The 19,174-nt window shown below is 67.1% G+C and carries 20 protein-coding genes; 7 read left to right on the top strand and 13 right to left on the bottom strand.

All coding sequences use genetic code 11. The annotated features are described in order from the left end of the window. Window positions 1–243 precede the first annotated feature (243 nt). From FIV34_RS00660 to FIV34_RS20890, 7 genes are all read right to left on the bottom strand, one after another. Window positions 244–951 (bottom strand): SGNH/GDSL hydrolase family protein, encoded by a 708-nt coding sequence (locus tag FIV34_RS00660; RefSeq protein ID WP_139978664.1) that lies wholly within the window; start codon window positions 949–951, stop codon window positions 244–246. A gap of 19 nt (window positions 952–970) precedes the next feature. Beyond that, window positions 971–1,672 (bottom strand): RES family NAD+ phosphorylase, encoded by a 702-nt coding sequence (locus FIV34_RS00655; RefSeq protein WP_139978662.1) that lies wholly within the window; start codon window positions 1,670–1,672, stop codon window positions 971–973. Further along, window positions 1,669–2,070 carry an MbcA/ParS/Xre antitoxin family protein gene (locus FIV34_RS00650; protein WP_139978660.1) on the bottom strand — a complete coding sequence of 134 codons (402 nt, stop codon included), beginning with the start codon at window positions 2,068–2,070 and terminating at the stop codon, window positions 1,669–1,671. The genes FIV34_RS00655 and FIV34_RS00650 overlap by 4 nt, the downstream gene beginning before the upstream one ends. 50 nt (window positions 2,071–2,120) lie before the next feature. After that, a complete protein-coding gene (locus FIV34_RS00645; RefSeq protein WP_139978658.1) occupies window positions 2,121–3,854 on the bottom strand; it encodes a DUF885 domain-containing protein in 1,734 nt (577 codons plus the stop codon). 98 nt (window positions 3,855–3,952) lie between these two features. Then, on the bottom strand, window positions 3,953–4,657 hold the full coding sequence (locus FIV34_RS00640; RefSeq protein WP_139978655.1) for a helix-turn-helix transcriptional regulator: 705 nt from the start codon (window positions 4,655–4,657) through the stop codon (window positions 3,953–3,955). Between the two features lie 69 nt (window positions 4,658–4,726). After that, window positions 4,727–5,365 (bottom strand): glutathione S-transferase family protein, encoded by a 639-nt coding sequence (locus FIV34_RS00635; RefSeq protein ID WP_139978653.1) that lies wholly within the window; start codon window positions 5,363–5,365, stop codon window positions 4,727–4,729. A gap of 37 nt (window positions 5,366–5,402) precedes the next feature. Next, a complete protein-coding gene (locus tag FIV34_RS20890) occupies window positions 5,403–5,579 on the bottom strand; it encodes a hypothetical protein (protein WP_170207481.1) in 177 nt (58 codons plus the stop codon). Between the two features lie 134 nt (window positions 5,580–5,713). On the opposite strand from FIV34_RS20890, the gene FIV34_RS00630 reads away from it, so the two are divergent. Together FIV34_RS00630 and FIV34_RS00625 are read left to right on the top strand one after the other, a co-directional pair. Continuing rightward, window positions 5,714–6,739: a class 1 fructose-bisphosphatase gene (locus FIV34_RS00630; protein WP_139978651.1), complete on the top strand. Its 1,026-nt coding sequence runs from the start codon at window positions 5,714–5,716 to the stop codon at window positions 6,737–6,739. A gap of 22 nt (window positions 6,740–6,761) precedes the next feature. Continuing rightward, a complete protein-coding gene (locus tag FIV34_RS00625; protein ID WP_139978649.1) occupies window positions 6,762–7,694 on the top strand; it encodes a patatin-like phospholipase family protein in 933 nt (310 codons plus the stop codon). Here FIV34_RS00625 and FIV34_RS00620 read toward each other — a convergent pair whose 3' ends face one another. Beyond that, window positions 7,695–8,279: a TetR/AcrR family transcriptional regulator gene (locus FIV34_RS00620; protein WP_139978647.1), complete on the bottom strand. Its 585-nt coding sequence runs from the start codon at window positions 8,277–8,279 to the stop codon at window positions 7,695–7,697. It lies immediately after the preceding gene. 204 nt (window positions 8,280–8,483) lie between these two features. Between FIV34_RS00620 and FIV34_RS00615 the strand changes: the two genes are divergently transcribed. Next, window positions 8,484–9,911 carry a glycoside hydrolase family 19 protein gene (locus tag FIV34_RS00615; RefSeq protein ID WP_139978645.1) on the top strand — a complete coding sequence of 476 codons (1,428 nt, stop codon included), beginning with the start codon at window positions 8,484–8,486 and terminating at the stop codon, window positions 9,909–9,911. Here FIV34_RS00615 and FIV34_RS00610 read toward each other — a convergent pair. Both FIV34_RS00610 and FIV34_RS00605 read right to left on the bottom strand, forming a co-directional pair. Further along, window positions 9,908–10,897, bottom strand: a complete 990-nt coding sequence (locus FIV34_RS00610) for a glycoside hydrolase family 43 protein (protein WP_139978643.1) — start codon at window positions 10,895–10,897, stop codon at window positions 9,908–9,910. The two genes, FIV34_RS00615 and FIV34_RS00610, sit on opposite strands and share 4 nt — an antisense overlap. 90 nt (window positions 10,898–10,987) lie before the next feature. Further along, complete coding sequence (locus tag FIV34_RS00605) at window positions 10,988–13,105, bottom strand: TonB-dependent siderophore receptor (RefSeq protein WP_170207480.1); 2,118 nt, start codon at window positions 13,103–13,105, stop codon at window positions 10,988–10,990. A 145-nt stretch (window positions 13,106–13,250) separates the two neighbouring features. Between FIV34_RS00605 and FIV34_RS00600 the strand changes: the two genes are divergently transcribed. The 3 genes from FIV34_RS00600 to FIV34_RS00590 are packed head-to-tail and all read left to right on the top strand — an operon-like array spanning window position 13,251 to window position 15,375. Then, window positions 13,251–13,568 carry a hypothetical protein gene (locus FIV34_RS00600; RefSeq protein WP_139978638.1) on the top strand — a complete coding sequence of 106 codons (318 nt, stop codon included), beginning with the start codon at window positions 13,251–13,253 and terminating at the stop codon, window positions 13,566–13,568. After that, entirely contained in the window at window positions 13,565–15,112 is a 1,548-nt protein-coding gene (locus FIV34_RS00595) for a PepSY-associated TM helix domain-containing protein (RefSeq protein ID WP_139978636.1), read from the top strand. The genes FIV34_RS00600 and FIV34_RS00595 overlap by 4 nt, the downstream gene beginning before the upstream one ends. Then, window positions 15,109–15,375 (top strand): DUF3325 domain-containing protein, encoded by a 267-nt coding sequence (locus tag FIV34_RS00590; RefSeq protein ID WP_139978634.1) that lies wholly within the window; start codon window positions 15,109–15,111, stop codon window positions 15,373–15,375. The genes FIV34_RS00595 and FIV34_RS00590 overlap by 4 nt, the downstream gene beginning before the upstream one ends. Here FIV34_RS00590 and FIV34_RS00585 read toward each other — a convergent pair. Both FIV34_RS00585 and FIV34_RS00580 read right to left on the bottom strand, forming a co-directional pair. After that, a complete protein-coding gene (locus tag FIV34_RS00585) occupies window positions 15,356–16,042 on the bottom strand; it encodes a M24 family metallopeptidase (protein WP_139978632.1) in 687 nt (228 codons plus the stop codon). The two genes, FIV34_RS00590 and FIV34_RS00585, sit on opposite strands and share 20 nt — an antisense overlap. A gap of 21 nt (window positions 16,043–16,063) precedes the next feature. Next, on the bottom strand, window positions 16,064–17,119 hold the full coding sequence (locus FIV34_RS00580; protein ID WP_170207479.1) for a CDP-glycerol glycerophosphotransferase family protein: 1,056 nt from the start codon (window positions 17,117–17,119) through the stop codon (window positions 16,064–16,066). Between the two features lie 65 nt (window positions 17,120–17,184). On the opposite strand from FIV34_RS00580, the gene FIV34_RS00575 reads away from it, so the two are divergent. Continuing rightward, window positions 17,185–17,952 (top strand): glycosyltransferase family 2 protein, encoded by a 768-nt coding sequence (locus FIV34_RS00575; RefSeq protein ID WP_139978627.1) that lies wholly within the window; start codon window positions 17,185–17,187, stop codon window positions 17,950–17,952. On the opposite strand, the gene FIV34_RS00570 is transcribed toward FIV34_RS00575, so the two are convergent. Continuing rightward, window positions 17,949–19,016, bottom strand: a complete 1,068-nt coding sequence (locus tag FIV34_RS00570) for an NAD(P)H-dependent flavin oxidoreductase (protein WP_139978625.1) — start codon at window positions 19,014–19,016, stop codon at window positions 17,949–17,951. The two genes, FIV34_RS00575 and FIV34_RS00570, sit on opposite strands and share 4 nt — an antisense overlap. Window positions 19,017–19,174: the final 158 nt, after the last annotated feature.

Here is a 19,174-nt window from a genome sequence, read left to right as displayed (position 1 = left end):
GGAACATGGAGCAAGCGACAACGGGTCGGCGCAAGCCGGCCCGTTTTTTTGTTGCCTTGTAAAAGCTCCGGGCAATAAAAACCCCGGCAGCCAGGGGAGGAGCTACCGGGGTCGCGTCGGGTCCAGGCTATCAGGGGAAATAGCGGGACCCGGGACAATCGGACAATGGAACCGCCGCTTGCCAACAGGTCGCCTCTCGGCGATCACATACTTAGATAAGGGCGGAGCCGTGAAGTTCCCGTACTACTTCGGGGCTGCGTTTGGGCTCTGTTTAACTTGGGCGGCCGTCGCGTGGTCGACCAGCCAGGGGCCCACCTGCGCGACCCACAGCGCATACCCCTTCAGATTCATGTGCAGGCCGTCGTCGATGAAGAGATCGGGCTTCGGCTTGCCGTTCGCGTCGACCATCGCCGGGGCCACGTCGAGGAACGCCACGCCCTTTTCCTTCATCGCCTGGTCGCGTACCAGCTGGTTCGCCAGGTCGATCTGCGGCAGCAGGTTCACCCGCGCCACGCTGGGCTTGATGGAGATAAAGGCGATGGGCACGTTGGGCTGGTACTCGCGCACCTTGGCCACGAACGCGGTGAAGTCGTCGCGCACCTGCTCGGGGGTGTCGCCGCCCTGCAGGTCGTTGTCACCGGCGTACACCACGATCGCCGCCGGGTGGTACGGCTTGACGATGCGGTCGGCGAAGGCGGTGGCGTCGTCCAGGTCGGAGCCGCCGAAGCCGCGGTTGATCACTTTGTAACCAGGGAAGTCGGTCGCCAGCGTTTTCCAGAAGCGGATCGACGAGCTGCCGATGAAGAGCACGGCGTTCTGCGGCGGCGGGCTGGCCTTGTCGGCCGCCTCGAAGGCCTGGATATCGGGTTCCCACTTGGCGTGGTCGTTGTCCTTGGCGCTGGCGCCGAAGGCGAGGAACAGCAGGGTGAGGAGGATCGTCAGGCGTTTCATCCTCCCGACCGTAACCCGATTAGGGGGCTCGGGACAAACCGGCGCGTTCCACCGGGGTCACCTTGAGCACCGCCGCGATGCGCGTGCCGTTCCACCGGTAGATGAAATGCTCGGCCTGCACGCAGGGCGCGACCACGTCCGGGTAGAACGCCGCCACACACTCGCCGCCATCGTGCCGGGCGCTGTCGTAGACGATGCCGTTGGAGCCCGCGTCGCGCAGCTCGCGGGCCAGGCGGACGCTCGCCGCGTAGGAATCCGGGTCGTGCTCGGCGGCCCAGCCGCCACGGATATCGTGGAAACGCCCGGAGATCGAGGTGCGATAGCAGCGCACCTGCACATCCGTGGGTGGCTCCTTCGTCGCCGCCATGAAGGCTTCGCGGTGGAACACGGTTTCCTCGATCGCGGTGGCCACGGTGTGCGCGGCGTAGAACACGCCCCAGTGGCCATCGGAGAAGCGGCTGCCTTCCGGGGAGATGTGCGCGAAGGCCGCCATCACCGGGCTGCTGCCCGGGCCCACGATGCGCCGTTCCGGCGGCACCAGGCTCAGGGCGCCCATTTCGGCGCGCAGGCGCGGGTTGGTCAGCGATTCGATCTGCATCACGGCGTCGATGTCCGCCGGGTCGGCGATGCGGTCGAACAGGCCCACGGGGGGAAAACGGCTGGAAACGATACGGTAGGCGTGGCTCCAGCGGATCCGGCGGAGCGGTGGCGCGGCGCTCATCCGTTCCAGCCGCGCTGCGCGTCCAGGTACTGGCGGACGACGTAGAGGTCGGCCACATTGCCGGAAAGCATCCGGTCCAGCGCCGAGCGGCCACCAAACAGGGCCGCGTCGTTGGGTTTGCGTACCCAGGCGTCGGCCTGGGCGGTGTCCGGGAAGAGGATCTGCAGGTTTTTCCAGATCCCCAGCAGGTAGCTGATCCGCTCGATGACATCGCGCGACGGCGCGCCATCCTGCTGTTTCTTCCATTTGAAGTAGGTGGACTCCGGCGGATCACCCAGCAGGGTGCGCTGCTCGGCCCCCTTCAGCTTCCAGTGGTCGGCCAGGCTGAAGAAGGCGCGGAGGGCCGGGCCACCAAGGTCGCCGGCCGGCGTGGGTTCGGTTCGGATGGCGTGATGCATCTCAACTTCACCTATGGAGTTGAGACACAGTATACTCCACCTGTGGATACTCAACCAGCGTTGCGGGTGGCGATCCATTCATTGACGTGGCTCTCCAGCACCGGCATCGGCACGCTGCCCAGCGCCAGCACCATGTCGTGGAACGCGCGCAGGTCGAACTTCTCGCCCAGCTGGGTCTCCGCCCGTTCGCGCAGCTCGCGGATCTTCAGGTAGCCCAGCTCGTACGACAGCGCCTGGCCCGGCCAGCTGATGTAGCGGTCCACTTCGTTGGCGATCTCGCGCTGGCTCAGCGCCGTGTTCTCGGTGAGGTAGTCGATCGCCTGCTGGCGGGTCCAGCCGAGGTGGTGGATGCCGGTGTCGACCACCAGGCGGCAGGCGCGCCACATCTGGTAGGTGAGGTAGCCGAAGCGCTCGTAGGGCGTGTGGTAGATGCCCATCTCTTCGCCCAGGTACTCCGAATACAGCGCCCAGCCCTCGCCATACGCGGAGATGTAGCCGTCGCGGCGGAACGCCGGCAGGCCGCTCTGCTCGGCCGACAGCGCCAGCTGCAGCGCATGGCCGGGCATCGACTCGTGCAGGGTCAGCGCCGGCATGTTGAACAGCGGGCGCGACGGCAGGTCGTAGGTGTTCACCAGATAGACGTCCGCGCCACCGCGGCCGGAGGTGTAGTACGGCGCGATATCGGCCGGCACCGGCTTGATCGCGAAGCGCTGGCGCGGCAGCAGGCCAAAGTACTTCGACAGCTGGCCATCCACCTGCTTGGCCACCCACGCGGTGCGCATCAGCAGTTCGTCGGGCGTCTTCGCATAGAACTGCGGATCGGTGCGCAGGAAGGCGAGGAAGGCCGGGAAATCGCCCTTGAAACCGGTTTCCTTCATGACGTCCAGCATGCGCGCGTGCAGGCTCGCCACTTCGCGCAGGCCGATGGCGTGGATCTGGTCCGGCGTCAGTTCCAGCGTGGTGTATTCGCGGATCTGCTGCAGGTACCAGGCCTTGCCGTCGGGCATCGCCTCGGCGGCCAGCGTCGGGCGCGCCTTCGGCAGGTAATCGTTGCGGAAGAAGGTGAGCAGCTTGCCGTACGCCGGGATCACGCCCTTGCTGATGGCCGCGCGGGCCTCGGCGCGCAGCGCGTCGGCGTCCTTCGCCGGCATCGTCGCGGGCATGTGCTTGAACGGCTCGTAGAGCGCGCTGTCCTCGGGGTTCTTCAGCTCGGCCACGGCGGCGATCGAGACGTCGCGGCCCTTGAGCACTTCGCGCGGCACGGTGAAGCCACGCGCCAGGCCCAGGCGCATGTTGGCGATTTCCTGGTCCATCCACGAGGGGATCTGCTTCAGGCGCTCGACGTAAGCGTGGTAGTCCTCGCGCGTGCGCAGGTCGTCGCCATGCATCACATAGCCGACGTCGGACCAGAACGCCGAGTCGCTGTTGAACGGCATCTGCCACTGGCCAAAGCGCTGCGCGGCGGCAAGGTCGAACACCTGCTCGTGGTACACCGCGTAGTCCACGCGTGCTTCGGGGCTGAGCTGGGTCGGGTCGATCCGGTCCAGCTGTGCGAGCACGTCGTTCCAGTAGGCCAGGCGCTTCGCCTGACTGGCGGCGTCCACGGTATCCAGGCGGCCGTCGCCCGGCTGTGCTTCGCCGGAGGTGAGGATCCCGGCCTGCCCGTTACGCCATGCCCATTCCTTCTCGTAAATGCTCTTGAAGGTGTTGTCCGCCGTCTCGCTGGCGTGGGCGGTACCGACGAAGAGGCCGGCGAAGGCAATGGCGCGGATCCAGGGGGTCATGCGGCTTCCGGGGGGGGGACGTGGAAAGCCCCGATGATCGCATTGCCCGCCACGGCCCGCACCCCGCAAACGTCATCCCTGCCACCGGGAAGCGGCGGTTACTCGAGGCCGGCGTAGTACCCGCGGACGGTTTCGAGGAAGGTCTGCAGGTCGCGGCCCGGCACGTCCTCGAAGGTTTCGCCCGATTCGCGGCAGGATTCGATGCGGTCCGGCCGGAAGTTGCGGAAGTCCTGGCGATGCCGGCACCACGTGGTCAGCGTCCAGGCGCCACCCCAGAACGACAGGCACAGTGGCTCGACTTCGCGCGTGCTCGCCCGGCCCTGCGCATCGCGGTACTCAAGGCACAGCACGTGGCGGCGCAGCACCGCGTCGTGCAGCGTGTCGAGCAGGCGGGCGATGCGGCTTTGCTCCGGGTCGCGCCAGATGGGTGCGAAGATTTTCGATTGCGCCGCGCGCTCGCGCAGGTCCGGTGGCAGCACCGCCTCGATCTTGATCAGCGCGGCCTGTGCCTCGCGCGCCAGGCGTTCGCCGGCAAAGGCACGCACGAAGCGCGTACCGGCCACCAGGGCTTCGAGTTCGCCGGCGGAGAACATCAGCGGGGGAATATCCGAGCCCTTGCGCAGCAGGTAGCCGACGCCGGCCTCGCCCTCGATGGGGACGCCGGAGAGCTGGAGGTCCGCCACGTCCCGATAGACGGTGCGCAGCGAGACTTCCAGGGTTTCGGCCAGCTGCCGCGCAGGCAGCGCGGTGCGCCGCCCGCGCAGGGCGTTGATGATGAGGAACAGGCGGTCGGCGCGGCGCATGGCCCCATCATCCCTGTCCGCGCGGCGCGCGGGAAGCGATGGAAGTCACGCCGCGCCATGCCCACGTCCTCAGGCCACGGCCCGCTGCTGGGCGCGCGCAAGCGCTTCGTCCTGGTCCGCCGCGCGCAGGACCGCCGGGCGTACCTTGAGCCGTGCGACGTAAGCCTCGAACACCGGCCGGCGCGTCACCAGCCCAAACGACATCGTGTAATCCAGGGCGTTGGCCCAGAGGATGTCCGCCGCGGTGAAGCGATCGCCGAGCAGCCACGGGCCGGCCTCGAGCTGCTTTTCGATCAGGCCAAGCACGGTGTCGTGGTCGCCGTAGGGGCAGGTACCCGCCGCCGGCACGGCATTCTGCATGTAGCGATCGAGCACCGCGGGCTCGAAGCACGAGCCGTAGAAGGCCAGCCAGCGCAGGTAGGGGCCGCGCAGCGGATCACCCAGGCCCGGCGCCAGCCCCGCTTCCGGGAACAGGTCGGCGAGGTAGGTAAAGATCGCCGGGCGCTCGGTCACCAGCTGGCCATGGTGCGAAATGGCCGGCACCTTGCCCATCGGATTCACCCGGAGGTACGCCGGCTGGCGCTGCTCGCCCGCGGCGAGGTTGAGCACGTGCATGTCGTACTGGGCGCCCAGCTCCTCCAGCAACATCAGGGTGCTGGTGGAGCGGCTCTGCGGGCCATGGTGGAAAACGATGCGGCTGGTGTTCATTCTCTTCCCTCGCGTCTTGGTCAATCGATCGGGTGTTTTATTTCAGTGCCAGGTAACGCCCGGGACGCCAGGCCTCCCGGCGTGGCGTCGGCGTGGCCTTGCTGCGCTTGCCCCGCGGCGGCTCCGGTGCGAAGCGGTACTGGCCATCCATCAGCAGCCCGCGCTGGCCGACGGGCGCGTAAAGCCTGGCGATACGGTCAAGAAAGCGGTTCATGGCGTGCACTCCCCGTTCGATTCGGTAAGGGAGAGTCTGCGCGGGGGCTACTGACAACGTACTGTCAGCAGGCCCCTCTGGCGCCATTCACCCGGCACCCGGACAATGTGTTCTTTCGTGCCCGGGCCCTTGTGATGACGAAACCGATTTCACTGATTCAGTTCCTGATCGAAGAGAAGCGCGACGGACACGTCTATAGCGAGCTAAGCCTGCTGATCGAAGTGGTGGCGCGCGCCTGCAAGCGCATCTCCGTGGCCACCGGCAAGGGCGCCCTCGGCGGCGTGCTTGGCAATGCCGGTTCGGACAACGTGCAGGGCGAAGCGCAGAAGAAGCTCGACGTCATCTCCAACGAGATCCTGCTCGAAGCCAACGCCTGGGGCGGCCACCTGGCGGCCTGCGCGTCGGAAGAAATGGAAGACCCGCAGCCGATCCCCGATGCGTACCCGAAGGGCCACCACCTGCTGCTGTTCGATCCGCTGGACGGCTCCTCGAACATCGACGTCAACGTCTCGGTGGGCACCATCTTCTCGGTGCTGCGCTGCCCGGACGGCGTGACCGAGCCGACCACCACAGACTTCCTGCAGCCGGGCACCGCCCAGGTCGCCGCGGGCTACGTGGTGTACGGCCCGAGCACCCTGCTGGTGCTCACCTTCGGCCACGGCGTGCACGAGTTCACCCTCGATCGCGAGCACGGCAGCTTCGTGCTCAGCCGCCGCGGCATCACCATCCCGGCCGAGACCAGCGAATTCGCCATCAATATGTCCAACCAGCGCCATTGGGAAGCCCCGATGCAGCGCTACATTGGCGAACTGCTGGCCGGCACCGATGGCCCGCGTGGCCGTGACTTCAACATGCGCTGGGTGGCATCGATGGTGGCGGACGTGCACCGGATCATTACCCGTGGCGGCGTGTTCTTCTATCCGCTGGACGCGAAGATCACCGCCAAGGGTGGCACCGGCAAGCTACGCCTGATGTACGAAGCCAACCCCATGGCCTTCATCATCGAGCAGGCGGGCGGCGCGGCCACCACCGGGCGCGAACGGATCATGGACATCGCGCCGACCGGCCTGCACCAGCGCGTGCCGGTGTTCCTCGGCTCGAAGAACGACATCGACATTGCCACCCGCTACCACCTCGAAGCCGACCAGACCCGCGGCTAAGCCCGCCCGAGATCCCGACGACATGATGTCCCGCCACCTTCCCCGCCTGCTGCCACTCCTGGCCGCCACCCTGCTCACCGGCTGCTTCGGCAGCGGTGGCACGGTCAAACCCGACCAGCGCCCCGACACCGCCGTGCCGGTGCTGGCGGCGAAGCCGCGCATCGGCCTCGCCCTCGGTGGCGGGGCGGCGAAGGGCTTTGCCCATATCGGCGTCATCAAGATGCTCGAAGCCAGCGGCATCCACCCGGACGTGGTCTCGGGGACCAGCGCAGGCAGCGTGGTCGGCGCCCTGTACGCCAGCGGCATGGACGCCTTCCAGCTGCAGGAAACGGCCTTCTCGCTGGACGAAGGCCGCATCCGCGACGTGCGCTTCTTCTCCGGCGGCATGGTCCAGGGCCAGGCCCTGCAGGATTACGTGAACGTGCTGGTGAAGCAGCAGCCGATCGAGAAGCTGCACACGCCGTTTGCCGCCGTGGCCACGGTGCTGGAGACCGGCGAGCGTGCCGTCTTCATCAAGGGCAATACCGGCCAGGCGGTACGCGCATCGAGCAGCATCCCGGGCGTGTTCGAGCCGGTGGAGATCAACGGCAAGCACTTCGTCGACGGCGGGGTGGTGAGCCCGGTCCCCGTGGACGCGGCCCGCCAGCTGGGCGCGGACATCGTCATCGCCGTGGATATCTCGGCGCGGCCCGACGGCAACAACCCGGCCAACATGGTGGGCATCGTCGGCCAGTCGATCACGATCATGGGCCGCAAGCTGGCGGAACAGGAGCTCGGCCGCGCCGATGTCGTCATCCGGCCGAAGGTCGGCCAGATCGGGCCGACCGATTTCGACCAGAAGAATGTCGCGATCCTTGAAGGCGAGCGCGCCGCGCTCGCCGCCATCCCGGCGATCAAGGCGAAGATCGCGGAAAAGACGGCTGCCATGGGCAAGCCGCCGGTTCCCGCGAAGTAATCAGCCCGCTTCGATCAGCGCCAACGCCGACTGCCGGCCCACCGTCAGCAGTTCGTCGGACATGCCGGCGTCCGCCACGGCGCGGGATAGCGACAGCGTGCCGACCATGGACGACAACACGGCCGTCGCCAGCAGGCGGCGGCGCTTGCCCCGCACGCTGTCCGGCAGCGTCGACGCAATCAGCTCGACCATGCCATCCACGCCTTCGGTAAAGACCACGCGGGTTTCTTCCGGCCGGCGCGCGAGCTCGCTGGAAAGCGATGCCGCCACGCAACCACTGGCCGGGTTGTCGCGATGGTCCGCCGAGAGATAGCTGTTCACCAGCGCGCGGTAACCCTCGCCGCGTGATGCCGCGACGCCATCGGCCATGCGCTGGGTGGCCGCGGCGGTGCCGCTGGCCACGCATTCGCGCACCAGGTCTTCCTTCGACGGAAAGTGGTTGTAGAACCCGCCCTGGGTCAGGCCGACGTCACCCATCAGGCTGACGACGCCCACCGCATCAATACCGTCGGCCCGGAACCGTTCCGATGCCGCCTCGACAATCCGTTGCCGAGTCTGTTCCTTGTGCCCCTTGTCGTACCGCATGCCCGTTGCCCTGTCACGAGTGCTTGCCCCACTCAGGGTCCATTGTAGCCAATCCTTGCGAATTGAAATATCACGGAATTTCACGCAGGTGTACGCAATATCCGGCGCATTTTTAGGACTTGCCCCAATAGGCCGGGGAGGAGCACCGGGCTAGGTTGTCGTGGTGCCGCGAGGCACATCCCAACGACATCGCAAGGAGGCTCCATGAACGTCTTTTGTCGCCGGGCCGCGCTACCCGCGCTGCTTCTGTTCGCCCTCGCCGCGGCGCCTTCGGCCCACGCCCTCGACTACGATCCGGCCCATGCCTACCCGGCAGGCTGTGTGGTCAGCTGGAAAGAAAACGTGTTTCGCGCCAAGTGGTGGACCGCCGCCGGGCACACGCCCGACGAGCTGGCCAACGCCGCAAACCCCTGGGACTCCTCCTGGGAGCAAGTAGCGGCGGCCACGCCGACGGGCTGCCCGGGTGAACCACCACTGCCGCCCGACCCGGGTCATCCCGGTGAACCGGGACAGCCGGCGAAGGCATGGCTGAGCAAGCTGCTCGCCGATGAAGCCGCACTGGCCGCGGCATTCCCAATGATGGGCCCGGTACGCAGCTCCCTGCGCACGCTGGATAACGCTTCGGTGGAGGCCGTGCAGCCGGGCCGTATGCAGAACCCCGCCAATGTGCGCCGCGTGGAAACCATCCTGGACGCCGCGCGCTTCGAGCATCTCTTCGTCCTGCGTGCGCCGGAGTACACGTATGAGGGATTTCTGAAAAGCATCGCGAAGTTTCCGGCGATCTGCGCCGACCAGGCGACGCCGCAGGAGGCAGAGGCGCTTTGCCGGAAGACCCTCGCCACGATGTTCGCCCACTTCGCCCAGGAAACCGGCGCCCATGAATCATGGCGTCCGGAAGAAGAGTACCGCCAGGGCCTGCACTACGTCCGCGAGATGGGCATGACCGAAGCATCCGATGCGTACAACGGCGAATGCGGGCACGCCACCTGGTCCACCGAGGCGTGGCCGTGCGGCCGCTGGGCCGACGGCCGATTCAAGAGCTACTTCGGCCGTGGCGCGAAGCAGCTGTCCTATCACTTCAACTATGGGCCGTTCTCCGACGCCATGTATGGCGATGTGAACGTGTTGCTCGACGCACCCGAGCGCGTCGCCGATACCTGGCTCAATCTCGCCAGCGCCACCTTCTTCTACGTTTACCCCCAGCCGCCCAAGCCTTCCATGCTCCACATCATCGACGGCACGTGGCAGCCGAACGCGGCGGACATAGCGGATGGCCGCCTGCCCGGCTTTGGTGTCACTACCATGGTGATCAACGGCGGCGTGGAATGCGGCGGTACCGGCCCGGAACACGCGGCGTCGGCCAATCGCATCAGCTACTACCGTGCCTTTGCAGCCACGCTGGGCGTGCCGGTGGATGACGGCGAGACGCTGGGTTGCCGGAACATGCAGGCCTTCACCGAAGCCAGCGCTGCCGCCCTTCCCATCTACTGGGAAAACAACTGGACGACGACGCCGGGCTGCAAGCTGGTGGGCTACCAGACGGCGTTCTCGGCGCTCAAGGAAGGCGATTACGTGCAGTGCGTACGCAAGGCCTTCCCTGATGTCGAGATCATCGACGACCTGGGGGGTTAACGCAGGGTCTTCGGGGTCACGCCATCGAAGGTCATGGTCACCGGCTGGATCGTCCCGTCCTTGTTGAAGACCATCTTCTCGATGCAGACCTCGCGGTGGTTGCCGTCTTTGTCGCCCAGGGGATGGCGGTGGTAGACGATGTACCAGCTGTCATCCTTGGCCACATGGAACACGGAGTGGTGGCCGGCGCCGGTCGCCACTTTCGGATCCTGCTGCAGGATCCTGCCGATGCGCTTGAACGGGCCGGTGGGCGAATCACCGATGGCGTAGGCCACCGAATAATCCGGGCCGGTCCAGCCGCCTTCGGACCACATGAAGTAGTACTTGCCGTTGCGCTTGAACATCAGCGGACCTTCGACGTACTCCGGCGCCGGGGTGATTTCCTTGAACACCGTGCCATCGGCCATCGGCTCCACGCCGGTGAAGTCCGGTTTCAGTTTCACGATATTGGCGTGCTTCCAGCCACCGTAGATCAGGTACCAGGTGCCGTCGTCGTCGTGGAACGCAAACTGGTCGATCGGCTGCGCGCCATTATGGAAGGCGCCGACCAGCGGCTTGCCCAGCAGGTCCTTGTACGGGCCATCCGGCTTGTCGGCCACGGCCACGCCGATGCCACCGAGCTCCTTGTCGCTCTGGATGTCGTTGGCGCCGAAGAAGAAGTAGTACTTGCCGTTGTTCTTGACCACGGCCGGTGCCCACATGGCCTTCTTCGCCCAGGAGACGTCGGCCATGGCGAGCACATTGGGATGTTTCGTCCAGTGCACCAGGTCCGGCGAGGAGAACGCGTCGAACCCGGTCTGCTTCGCGTATTCCAGCGAGGTGGTCGGGTAGATCCAGTAGGTATCGTCGAAGATCGCCGCTTCCGGGTCGGCATACCAGCCCGGGAACACGGGGTTACCCGCGTGGCCCGGCGGCGGTGCGGCCAGCGCTGCGGTGGATACCAGCGCGCCGAACAGCGCGAAACCCAAAGCCTTGCGAATCCCCATCACGATCTCCCCACCCAAACAGGCAAAGGGGGATCGTAACCCGATCGGACGGATGGATGTCCATCCGCCGATCGTCACGTGACCGGATCCTCAGAACCGGTAAGTGGCGCTGCCGACGAGGCTGCGGCGCGGGCCGTAGAAGCAGTCACCGCGGGCCAGGCAGCTCGCGCTGTAGGTCTGGTCGGTGAGGTTCGCGGCATTCACCGAGAATCGCCACGGGCCCTGCGTCCACGCCACCATCGCATCGAACAGGGTCTTCTTCGGCACGCGCAGGGTGCCCGTCTCGTCGTAGTTCACGCCGATGTAGCGTACGCCCGCGCCAAAGCTCAGGCCGTCGCTGTCACCGTCGTTCACGTGGTACACGGCCCACGCCGAGGCCTGGTTCTTCGGCAGGCCCGCCACGATGCTGCCGTCGTCCGGGCGTGCCTTCGTCCAGGTATACGTGCCGATGACGTCGACGTGGTTGGCGATGCGCGTGGAGCCTTCCACTTCCACCCCACGCGTACGCGCACGGCCGGCCTGGATCTGGTTCAGCGGGTTGGCCGGATCCGGTGCGAGGCGGTTTTCTTCGCGCAGGTCGTAATACGTGGCCGTGACCATCATCGGGCTGCCGGTCGGCTGGTACTTCAGGCCCGCTTCGTACTGCTTGCCGCGCAGCGGCTCGTACGGACGGTTGTAGAAGTCCAGGCTATCCAGCGGCTGGAAGGATTCGGTGTAGCTCACATACGGCACGAGGCCGCTGTCGAAGCGATACATCAGCCCGTAGCGGGCCGTGGTGGCGTTATCCACCGAGCGGTCGCCGCCCGTGGTCAGCGTGGCGCGGTCGTGGCGCAGGCCCACCGTGCCGATCCAGTGGTCACCCCAGTTGATCTGGTCCTGCACGTACAGGCCGGTCTGTTTGGACTGGCTGTTGGCGATGGGGAAGATGGCCGGCGCGACGAAGCCATTGCCATACACCGGCGCGTACAGATCGAACGGCACGGCGTCGTAGCCGTTGCCCTGGCGGCTGTCGGTATGCGAACGGCCGGCATCCAGGCCAAACAGCACGCGGTGGTGCATGCCGAGGAAGTCAACATCGGCTTCGGCGTGCGTGTCGGTCACGAGGCGCTTGTGGCGGTTAATCGAGACGTAGCTGTAACGTGCCACGGTGCGCGCGCTGTCATCGAGGAACGGATACGACGGATTCGAATACACGTCCGGATACAGCGAACGGTAGTCGACGTCGTCGTGCGAGTAACGCACGTTCACGTCCACCTTCCACGTATCGTTGAAGCGGTGTTCGAAGAACGAACTGATCGAGCGCTGCTGCGTGTCGTAACGGTCGAAGCCCGGCTCGCTGACGAAGCGATGCGTCGGGATGCGGCCGTTCGGGTTCGGCAGCAGGGTGCCTTCGTGGGGCAGGAAGTTCAGCGAACTGCCGTTGTGGTCGAACTGCAGGTTGGCCAGCAACGTCCAGCGCGTGTTCTCATCCGACGCCCAGGTGATCGACGGGGCGATGCCCTTGCGGTCGTCGGGCACGTGGTCGATCTGCGAGTTCGAATCGCGGTACACGCCGATCAGTCGATACGCCCAGTGCTTGGCCTCGTCGATCGGCCCGGTGAAATCGAACGCCACCTGCTTGCGGGCGTTATTGCCCACCTGCACCTGCACCTCGTGCGATGCGTCGAACTGCGGGCGCTTCGAGGTCAGCGCGATCAGGCCGCCCGTGGTGCCCTGGCCGTACAGCACCGACGACGGGCCGCGGACGATTTCCAGATGGTCGAGGAAGTACGGTTCGGTTCGCGCGTAGGAGTAGCCGAAGGCCTGGCGCAGCCCGTCGAGGTACTGGGTGAACGAGGTGCCGCGCAGGAAGGCGTCGTCACCGCGGCTGTCCACGCCATACGCATCCGCTCGCACGCCGGCCGAGTAGCGCAGCGCATCCTGCACGGTGAGCACGCCCTGGTCGATCATCTGCGTGTTGGAAATCACCGAGATGGCCTGCGGGGTCTCGATGATCGGCGTATCGGTCTTGGTCGCCGACGAGGCGTTGCTGCGGGCGTAGCCGGTATCCACCGCGGTGCCCTGGACGTTCACGGCATCCAGCTGCACGGCCTTGTCGCGCTTGCCCTGGGCCTGGTCGGCCTCGGCCGGGATGTCCTCAGCCAAAACTAAGCCGGGAAGGAGAGCCACGGCAATGAACGCCGTGAGGATTTTTTTGTTGAAGATCATGGGGTTTCCCTCGGAAGGCGGGGGCTCGCAGGCCGTCACCGACTCGTATTTGCGAATGAATCTCATTAAGATGATCACCCAGCCATCGCGTTCGTGCAATCTTGCGAACGGCACGCGTTGGCGGTTATTACGCGCGAGAGAGTCCATGCCCCGTTCCACCGCCACCGGCGCGTCCCCCACGCGCCTCGCCCATGCCCTGGATGTCGCGTCGCGCGTCGTCCTGGCCGCTGCGGGCGGTTACGTCGCCGCCGCGCTGACCACGGCAGGCCTCGCCCGCTGGCTGCCGATCGCCCGCGCCGATGCCGTCATCACCGGCATGCTTTCGTCGTTCGCGGTGTATGCGCTGGTGGCGATCTTCGCGTTCGGCGCCACGCGCGCCACCCGCGTGTGGTTCTGGACCACGGCCTATTGCGTGCCGATGGGGCTCGCTCTCTATCTGTCGATGCATGGCGGTGCGCCATGATGGGCGGGTGGCGCAAGTCGATGGGCTGGCTGCACACCTGGGTTGGCCTGCTGCTGGGCTGGATCCTGTTCCTGGTGTTCGCCACGGGCACGGCGGCGTACTTCCAGGATGAGATCACCCGCTGGATGCAGCCGGAGATCCACGGGCCGCGCGACAGCATCGCCAGCGCCGAGGGCGCGCTGGCCTACATGCAGCAGCACGCGCAGGGCGCCGAGCAGTGGTCCATCCAGCTGCCGACGCACCGCTCGGTCGCGACCATGGGCTACTGGAAGGAGAAAGGCGAAACCTTCCTGCAGTGGCGCGACCATGCCTTCATGGTGGATGGCCGCGGCCACAAGGTCGCGGTGCGCGAAACCACCGGCGGCTGGCTGCTGTACCGCCTGCATTTCGACCTGCACTACGTGCCGGTGCTGTGGGGCCGCTGGATCGTGGGCCTGGCCGCGATGTTCATGCTGGTGGCGATCGTCAGCGGCGTGATCACCCACAAGAAGATCTTCACCGACTTCTTCACCCTACGCTTCGGCAAGGGCCAGCGCTCGTGGCTGGACGGCCACAACCTCAGCGCCGTGTTCGCGCTGCCGTTCCACTTCATGATCACGTACACCGGGCTGGTGACGCTGGCCTCGCAATACATGCCCTGGGGTATCCCGGCCGCGTACGACAAGCCGGCGGAGTACTACCGCGACGCCGTGGGCGTGGAACCGCCGCCGACGCGCTCGGGCACGCCCGGCACCATCGCCCCGCTGGGCGACATGCTGCGCAAGGCGCGCGAGGCGTGGCACGGCGCCGAGCCCGGCTTCGTGTTCATCCCGATCCCGGGCGACGCGAACGCCGTGGTGAAAATCACCCGCGGCACCGGCGAAGACATGGGCACGCGTGGCGAGACGCTCACCTTCGACGCCGCCACCGGCGTGATGCGCACCCCACCGCCCGTCCGCGGCAACGCCGCGCAGACCGAGAGCGTGATGGTCGGCCTGCATGCGGGCCGCTTCGCCCCACCACTGCTGCGCTGGCTGTATTTCCTGTGCGGGCTGGCCGGCACCGCGATGGTCGCCACCGGCCTGGTCTTGTGGACATCGAAGCGTCGCCAGCAGTTGCCCGACCCCGAGCACCCGTACTTTGGCTTCCGCCTGGTCGAACGGCTGAACATCGCCACCATCGCCGGCCTGCCTTTCGGCATCGCCTGCTACTTCCTCGCCAACCGGCTGCTGCCGTTCGCGATGGACCAGCGTCCGGCGTGGGAAGCCAACAGCCTGTTCATCGGCTGGGGCGTGCTCGCCCTGGTGGCCTGCGTGCGCCCGGTGAAACGCGCCTGGGTGGAAACCTTCGCCGTCGCCGCGGCCGGCTTCCTTGCCGTGCCGGTGGTGAACCTGGTGACGACGCATCGCGGCCTGTTTGCCAGCCTGGCCACCGGTGACCTCGTGTTCGCCAGCTTCGACCTCACGATGATCGGTTGCGCACTGCTGCTCGGCTTCTGCGCGTGGAAGGTGCATCACCGCAAGGAAGGCGTGCGCATGCGCCGGAAGAAGGTGGCCCTCGCATGATCCTCCTGTGCCTCCTCGCCGCCCTGGCTGGGTTCGCTGCCCTGAGCATGGGCATGTCGCGCCACCAGCGCGATGTGCTGGGCAAAGCGCTGCCGCGCAAGACGACGCGTGGCCTGAAAGTCGCCGGCTGGGTGTCGCTTGCGTGCGCCTGGGCGTTCGCCACGGCCGGCGAAGGCGCCGCCATGGGCGCCGTCTACTGGCTGGGCGCGCTGACCTTCGCGGCGCTGGTCGTCGCCTTCTCGGTTACCCGCCTGTCGCGCTGAACGCCAGGCGCTCCATCAACAGGTCTTCGTAGAACGCGCCGATCGGCAGCGTCGGATGTGCGATCTGGATTTCCAGGATCCACAGGCCGGGCACCGGCGCGGCATCAAAATCGCCAAGATTTCCCGCCTTGTGTACCGCATGCGGGTAGTCACCCACGCGGTGTCCCTTCGTCGCATGGTTCAGGCGCCAGCCCATCGCCTCGGCTTCCGCGCTGACGTAGTCATACAGCGCGACGCCCGTGACGCCGTCGCGCCAGCGCGCCTCGCCACGGCGGAACAACTCGCGCGATGCATCGGCGCAGGCATGCATCGTCGCGTCGTCGCCCACGACGAAGGTGTCGCCGACGTCACCTTCGTGGCCTTCGAACACGGGCCCCAGGTCGACGAAGAAAAGGTCATTGCTCGCCAGCACCGTATCCGGCGCCGACTTCTGGCGGAACGTCTTCAGCGTGTTCGCGCCGAAGCGAATGATGCTCGGATGCCAGATGCGCTGCATGCCGGCCGCCGCCAGGCGTTCGCCGGCCACCACCGCCGCGTCGGGCTCGCTCATGCCGGGCACGATATGCGCGGCGATATCGCGCAACGCGGCCCACGAGCGATCGCGTGCGGCGAGCATCCGTTCGATGGCGAAGGTTTTACCGGTGTTCTGTGCGGTGGCGGTGGGCATGGTGGGCTCCCGTGGCTGGCGTCATGCACCGTCCGGCAACAAGGGCGGCAGGTCGCGCATGGCCTTGTAGCGGCGGATGAGGTTGAGCGGTTTGCGCGCCAGCACGCCGAACTCGTCGCGCTGGTACGCGGCGACGGCATCGAGCACGCGCTCGCTGGCGTGGCCGTCGTGCGATGGATGGATCTGGTCGGCGTGGGCCTTGATCGCCGCCATCAGTTCAGGCGGGTGGCTGAGGGCGCGATCGATCGCGGCGTCGACGGCGTCGGGTGTCGGCACGTCGAGCATGAACGGGTGTGGCACGCGGTTGGCGATGGTGACGACGGGCTTGTGCATCACCGCGAACTCGTGGATCACCGACGAGGTATCGCACACCAGCACGTCGGCGGCGCGCTCGAGTTCGATGAGCTTGTCCGAGGTGAAGAAGCGCGCGTTATCCGCTTCCAGGCCGCGGTAGGCGGCGAAGAGTTCCTCGCTGCACTTGGGGTGCAGGGTCAGCAGCCACTGGCGGTCACCGCGCGCGATCATCCGGCGCAGCGGCTCGACCATGCCTGGGGCGGCGCTGAGGCGGTGGCTGAAGGTGGAGGCATACATCACCACCGGGCGGCCATCACGCTCAGGGATTGCCGGGTCGCGCGGGGGCGGCGGCTGGATGAACAGCGGGTCGAGCTTGGGCCAGCCGGTTTCGCGCACGGCGAAATAGCGGTGTTCCTTCGCGAGTTCTTCGAACGGCCGGGTGGTGGCCGGGCCTTGGGTGGCGTAGAGGTCGAAGAATCCGCGGATGGCGAAGTGCCCGCGGCCCGGTTCGCGCTTCTCCGCGTTGAAGCCATGGAACACCTGCACCTTGATACCGGGCAGGCGCGGCGACACCCAGTTAGCGGCGCAATACACCGCCTCCGGCTGCAGCGCTTTCGCATCCTTCAGGCGGGTGATGCGTCGCTCACCCGGTACCAGCTGCGCGGCCACCGCGTCCGGCACGATCCAGCCCACGTCCTGCCCGCGCGCCTTCGCGGCGGCGGCCAGCGGCCGCAGGATCGGCAGCGCGTATTCCTCGGTGGCAAACATCAGGCACGCGGCCACGGCAAACCTCGGTCGGGGGCAACGTGGCATTATGGCCCGTCAGCCCTTTTCCTTCCCGTGCTTTCATGACCCAACGGCCCATTTCCCTCTGTGTCATCACCCAGAACGAGGCCGACCGCATCCGCGATTGCCTCGCATCGGCACGCTTCTGCGATGACCTGGTGGTGGTGGATGGGGGCTCCGCCGACGACACTCAGGCCATCGCCCGCAGCATGGGGGCGCGGGTGTTCGAGCACCCCTTCGACGGCTTCCGCAGCCAGAAGGCCTTCGCGGTGGCCCAGGCGAAGAACGAGTGGGTGCTCTGCCTGGATGCCGACGAGCGCGTGGGCGATGACCTGCGCGCGGCCATCGAGAAAGCCTTCGAGGGTGGCTTCGCGGGTGCAGCGGGTTATCGCTTCTACCGGCGCAATGATTTCTTCGGCCGCTTCATGCAACACGGCAACGCCGGTGCCGACAAGGTGCTGCGCCTGTTCGACCGCCGCCAGGGTGGCTGGCGTGGCCCGCGCGAGATCCATGAATCGGTCAGCGTCGACGGCACCGTGAAGATGCTGGACGGGTACCTCGACCACTACCCGTACCGTTCGCTCTCCGAGCTGATGGCCAAGCAGGAGCGCTACGCACACATGATGGCGACGGAAGAATTCGCCGCCGGCAAGCGGGCGACGCTCACGCAGGTCATCGTCAGCCCGATGTGGCGGTTCTTTCGCGGCTACGTGCTGCGCGCCGGCTTCCTCGATGGCTGGCGTGGCATCGTCTATGCGCTGCTGCGCGTCGAGTACGTCCGCCGCAAGTACGTGAAGCTCTACCTGCTGCAGCACGGCCAGAAACCCTAGAGAGGCGCCTGCGCCTCGCTGAGGATCCGCCGGGTGATCGCCTCGGCGCTGCCTTCGCTCGCCAGGTGACCGGCCTGCCCGCTCCATAGCGGCTGGAAATCCCCGCGGCCTTCCTTCTCGGTCGCGGCACGCATCGGTGCCAGCGGGCCTCCGGCCAGCGGGAACGGCAGCGGATCCGTGGAGAGCGGCCCCACCTCGCGCATGATCCGGTTGATCACCCCGCGTGCCGGGCGGCCGGTGAGCACGTTGGTGATCGCCGTGTTGTCGTCGCGGGCCTGTGCCAGCGCGGCCTTGTGCACCGGCACGCTGGTCGACTCGTCGGAGCGCAGGTACGCCGTCCCCACCTGCACGCCGGCGGCGCCCAGGACCAGGGCCGCCGCCATGCCGCGGCCGTCGGCGATGGCGCCGGCCGCGATGACCGGGACATCCACCGCATCCACCAGCTGTGGCAGCAGGGCGAACAGCCCCGGCTGGGTGGCCATGTCATCGGTGAGGAAATTGCCGCGATGGCCGCCCGCCTCGTAGCCCTGGGCAATCACCGCATCCACGCCGCGCTCCGCCAGCCAGCGCCCTTCGGCCACCGTCGTCGCACAGCCCAGGATCTTGGAGCCGGTGGCGCGGACGCGCTCGAGCAGCGCGTGCGACGGCAGGCCGAAGTGGAAGCTGACCACCTCGGGCTTCAGCGATTCGACCATCCGGCACATCGCATCGTCGAAGGGCGCGCGGCCGCCCGCGGCCGCCAGGCTCGACGGGTCCGCCCCGAACTCGGTGAAGTAAGGCGCCAGCCGCGTGAGCCATCGCGCGTTCTCGTCGGCGGTCGGCGTGCGTGGCTGGTGCGAGAAGAAGTTCAGGTTGATCGGCGCCGCCACCGTGCCGCGGAACACCGCCACCTCGGCGGTCGCTTTCTCCACCGTGATGGAGGAGCACGGGATGGACGCCAGCCCGCCGGCCCTGGCCACGGCGATGGCCAGGGCCGAGCCACCCGAGCCGGCCATCGGCGCCAGCAGCAGGGGGTGTTCGATACGGAAGAGGTCGAGCAGGCGGCGGTCGGGCCAGGCAGGCATCACGGGCTCCCGGGGGCGTGGGGAAAGCCACCATGATGCGCCGGTTGGTGGCGTTCCGCTTGTCCCCGCTGCCCCGCGATTCGTCCCCGGGATGGCGTTTTTCCTCCCTGCGCCGGCGACAGCGCGCCGCTGCGGGGGCAGCATCGATGCATCCCACG

Source organism: Luteibacter pinisoli (genome assembly GCF_006385595.1).
Taxonomy (GTDB): Bacteria; Pseudomonadota; Gammaproteobacteria; order Xanthomonadales; family Rhodanobacteraceae; genus Luteibacter; species Luteibacter pinisoli.
Note: the sequence above shows the minus strand (reverse complement) of the source record. Positions and strands in the feature narration are given on the sequence as shown.

Coding starts and splice junctions, on each gene's coding strand:
- FIV34_RS00660 (WP_139978664.1), bottom strand. CDS start 951: ATGAAACGCCTGACGATCCTCCTCACCCTGCTGTTCCTCGCCTTCGGC.
- FIV34_RS00655 (WP_139978662.1), bottom strand. CDS start 1,672: ATGAGCGCCGCGCCACCGCTCCGCCGGATCCGCTGGAGCCACGCCTAC.
- FIV34_RS00650 (WP_139978660.1), bottom strand. CDS start 2,070: ATGCATCACGCCATCCGAACCGAACCCACGCCGGCCGGCGACCTTGGT.
- FIV34_RS00645 (WP_139978658.1), bottom strand. CDS start 3,854: ATGACCCCCTGGATCCGCGCCATTGCCTTCGCCGGCCTCTTCGTCGGT.
- FIV34_RS00640 (WP_139978655.1), bottom strand. CDS start 4,657: ATGCGCCGCGCCGACCGCCTGTTCCTCATCATCAACGCCCTGCGCGGG.
- FIV34_RS00635 (WP_139978653.1), bottom strand. CDS start 5,365: ATGAACACCAGCCGCATCGTTTTCCACCATGGCCCGCAGAGCCGCTCC.
- FIV34_RS20890 (WP_170207481.1), bottom strand. CDS start 5,579: ATGAACCGCTTTCTTGACCGTATCGCCAGGCTTTACGCGCCCGTCGGC.
- FIV34_RS00630 (WP_139978651.1), top strand. CDS start 5,714: ATGACGAAACCGATTTCACTGATTCAGTTCCTGATCGAAGAGAAGCGC.
- FIV34_RS00625 (WP_139978649.1), top strand. CDS start 6,762: ATGATGTCCCGCCACCTTCCCCGCCTGCTGCCACTCCTGGCCGCCACC.
- FIV34_RS00620 (WP_139978647.1), bottom strand. CDS start 8,279: ATGCGGTACGACAAGGGGCACAAGGAACAGACTCGGCAACGGATTGTC.
- FIV34_RS00615 (WP_139978645.1), top strand. CDS start 8,484: ATGAACGTCTTTTGTCGCCGGGCCGCGCTACCCGCGCTGCTTCTGTTC.
- FIV34_RS00610 (WP_139978643.1), bottom strand. CDS start 10,897: ATGGGGATTCGCAAGGCTTTGGGTTTCGCGCTGTTCGGCGCGCTGGTA.
- FIV34_RS00605 (WP_170207480.1), bottom strand. CDS start 13,105: ATGATCTTCAACAAAAAAATCCTCACGGCGTTCATTGCCGTGGCTCTC.
- FIV34_RS00600 (WP_139978638.1), top strand. CDS start 13,251: ATGCCCCGTTCCACCGCCACCGGCGCGTCCCCCACGCGCCTCGCCCAT.
- FIV34_RS00595 (WP_139978636.1), top strand. CDS start 13,565: ATGATGGGCGGGTGGCGCAAGTCGATGGGCTGGCTGCACACCTGGGTT.
- FIV34_RS00590 (WP_139978634.1), top strand. CDS start 15,109: ATGATCCTCCTGTGCCTCCTCGCCGCCCTGGCTGGGTTCGCTGCCCTG.
- FIV34_RS00585 (WP_139978632.1), bottom strand. CDS start 16,042: ATGCCCACCGCCACCGCACAGAACACCGGTAAAACCTTCGCCATCGAA.
- FIV34_RS00575 (WP_139978627.1), top strand. CDS start 17,185: ATGACCCAACGGCCCATTTCCCTCTGTGTCATCACCCAGAACGAGGCC.
- FIV34_RS00570 (WP_139978625.1), bottom strand. CDS start 19,016: ATGCCTGCCTGGCCCGACCGCCGCCTGCTCGACCTCTTCCGTATCGAA.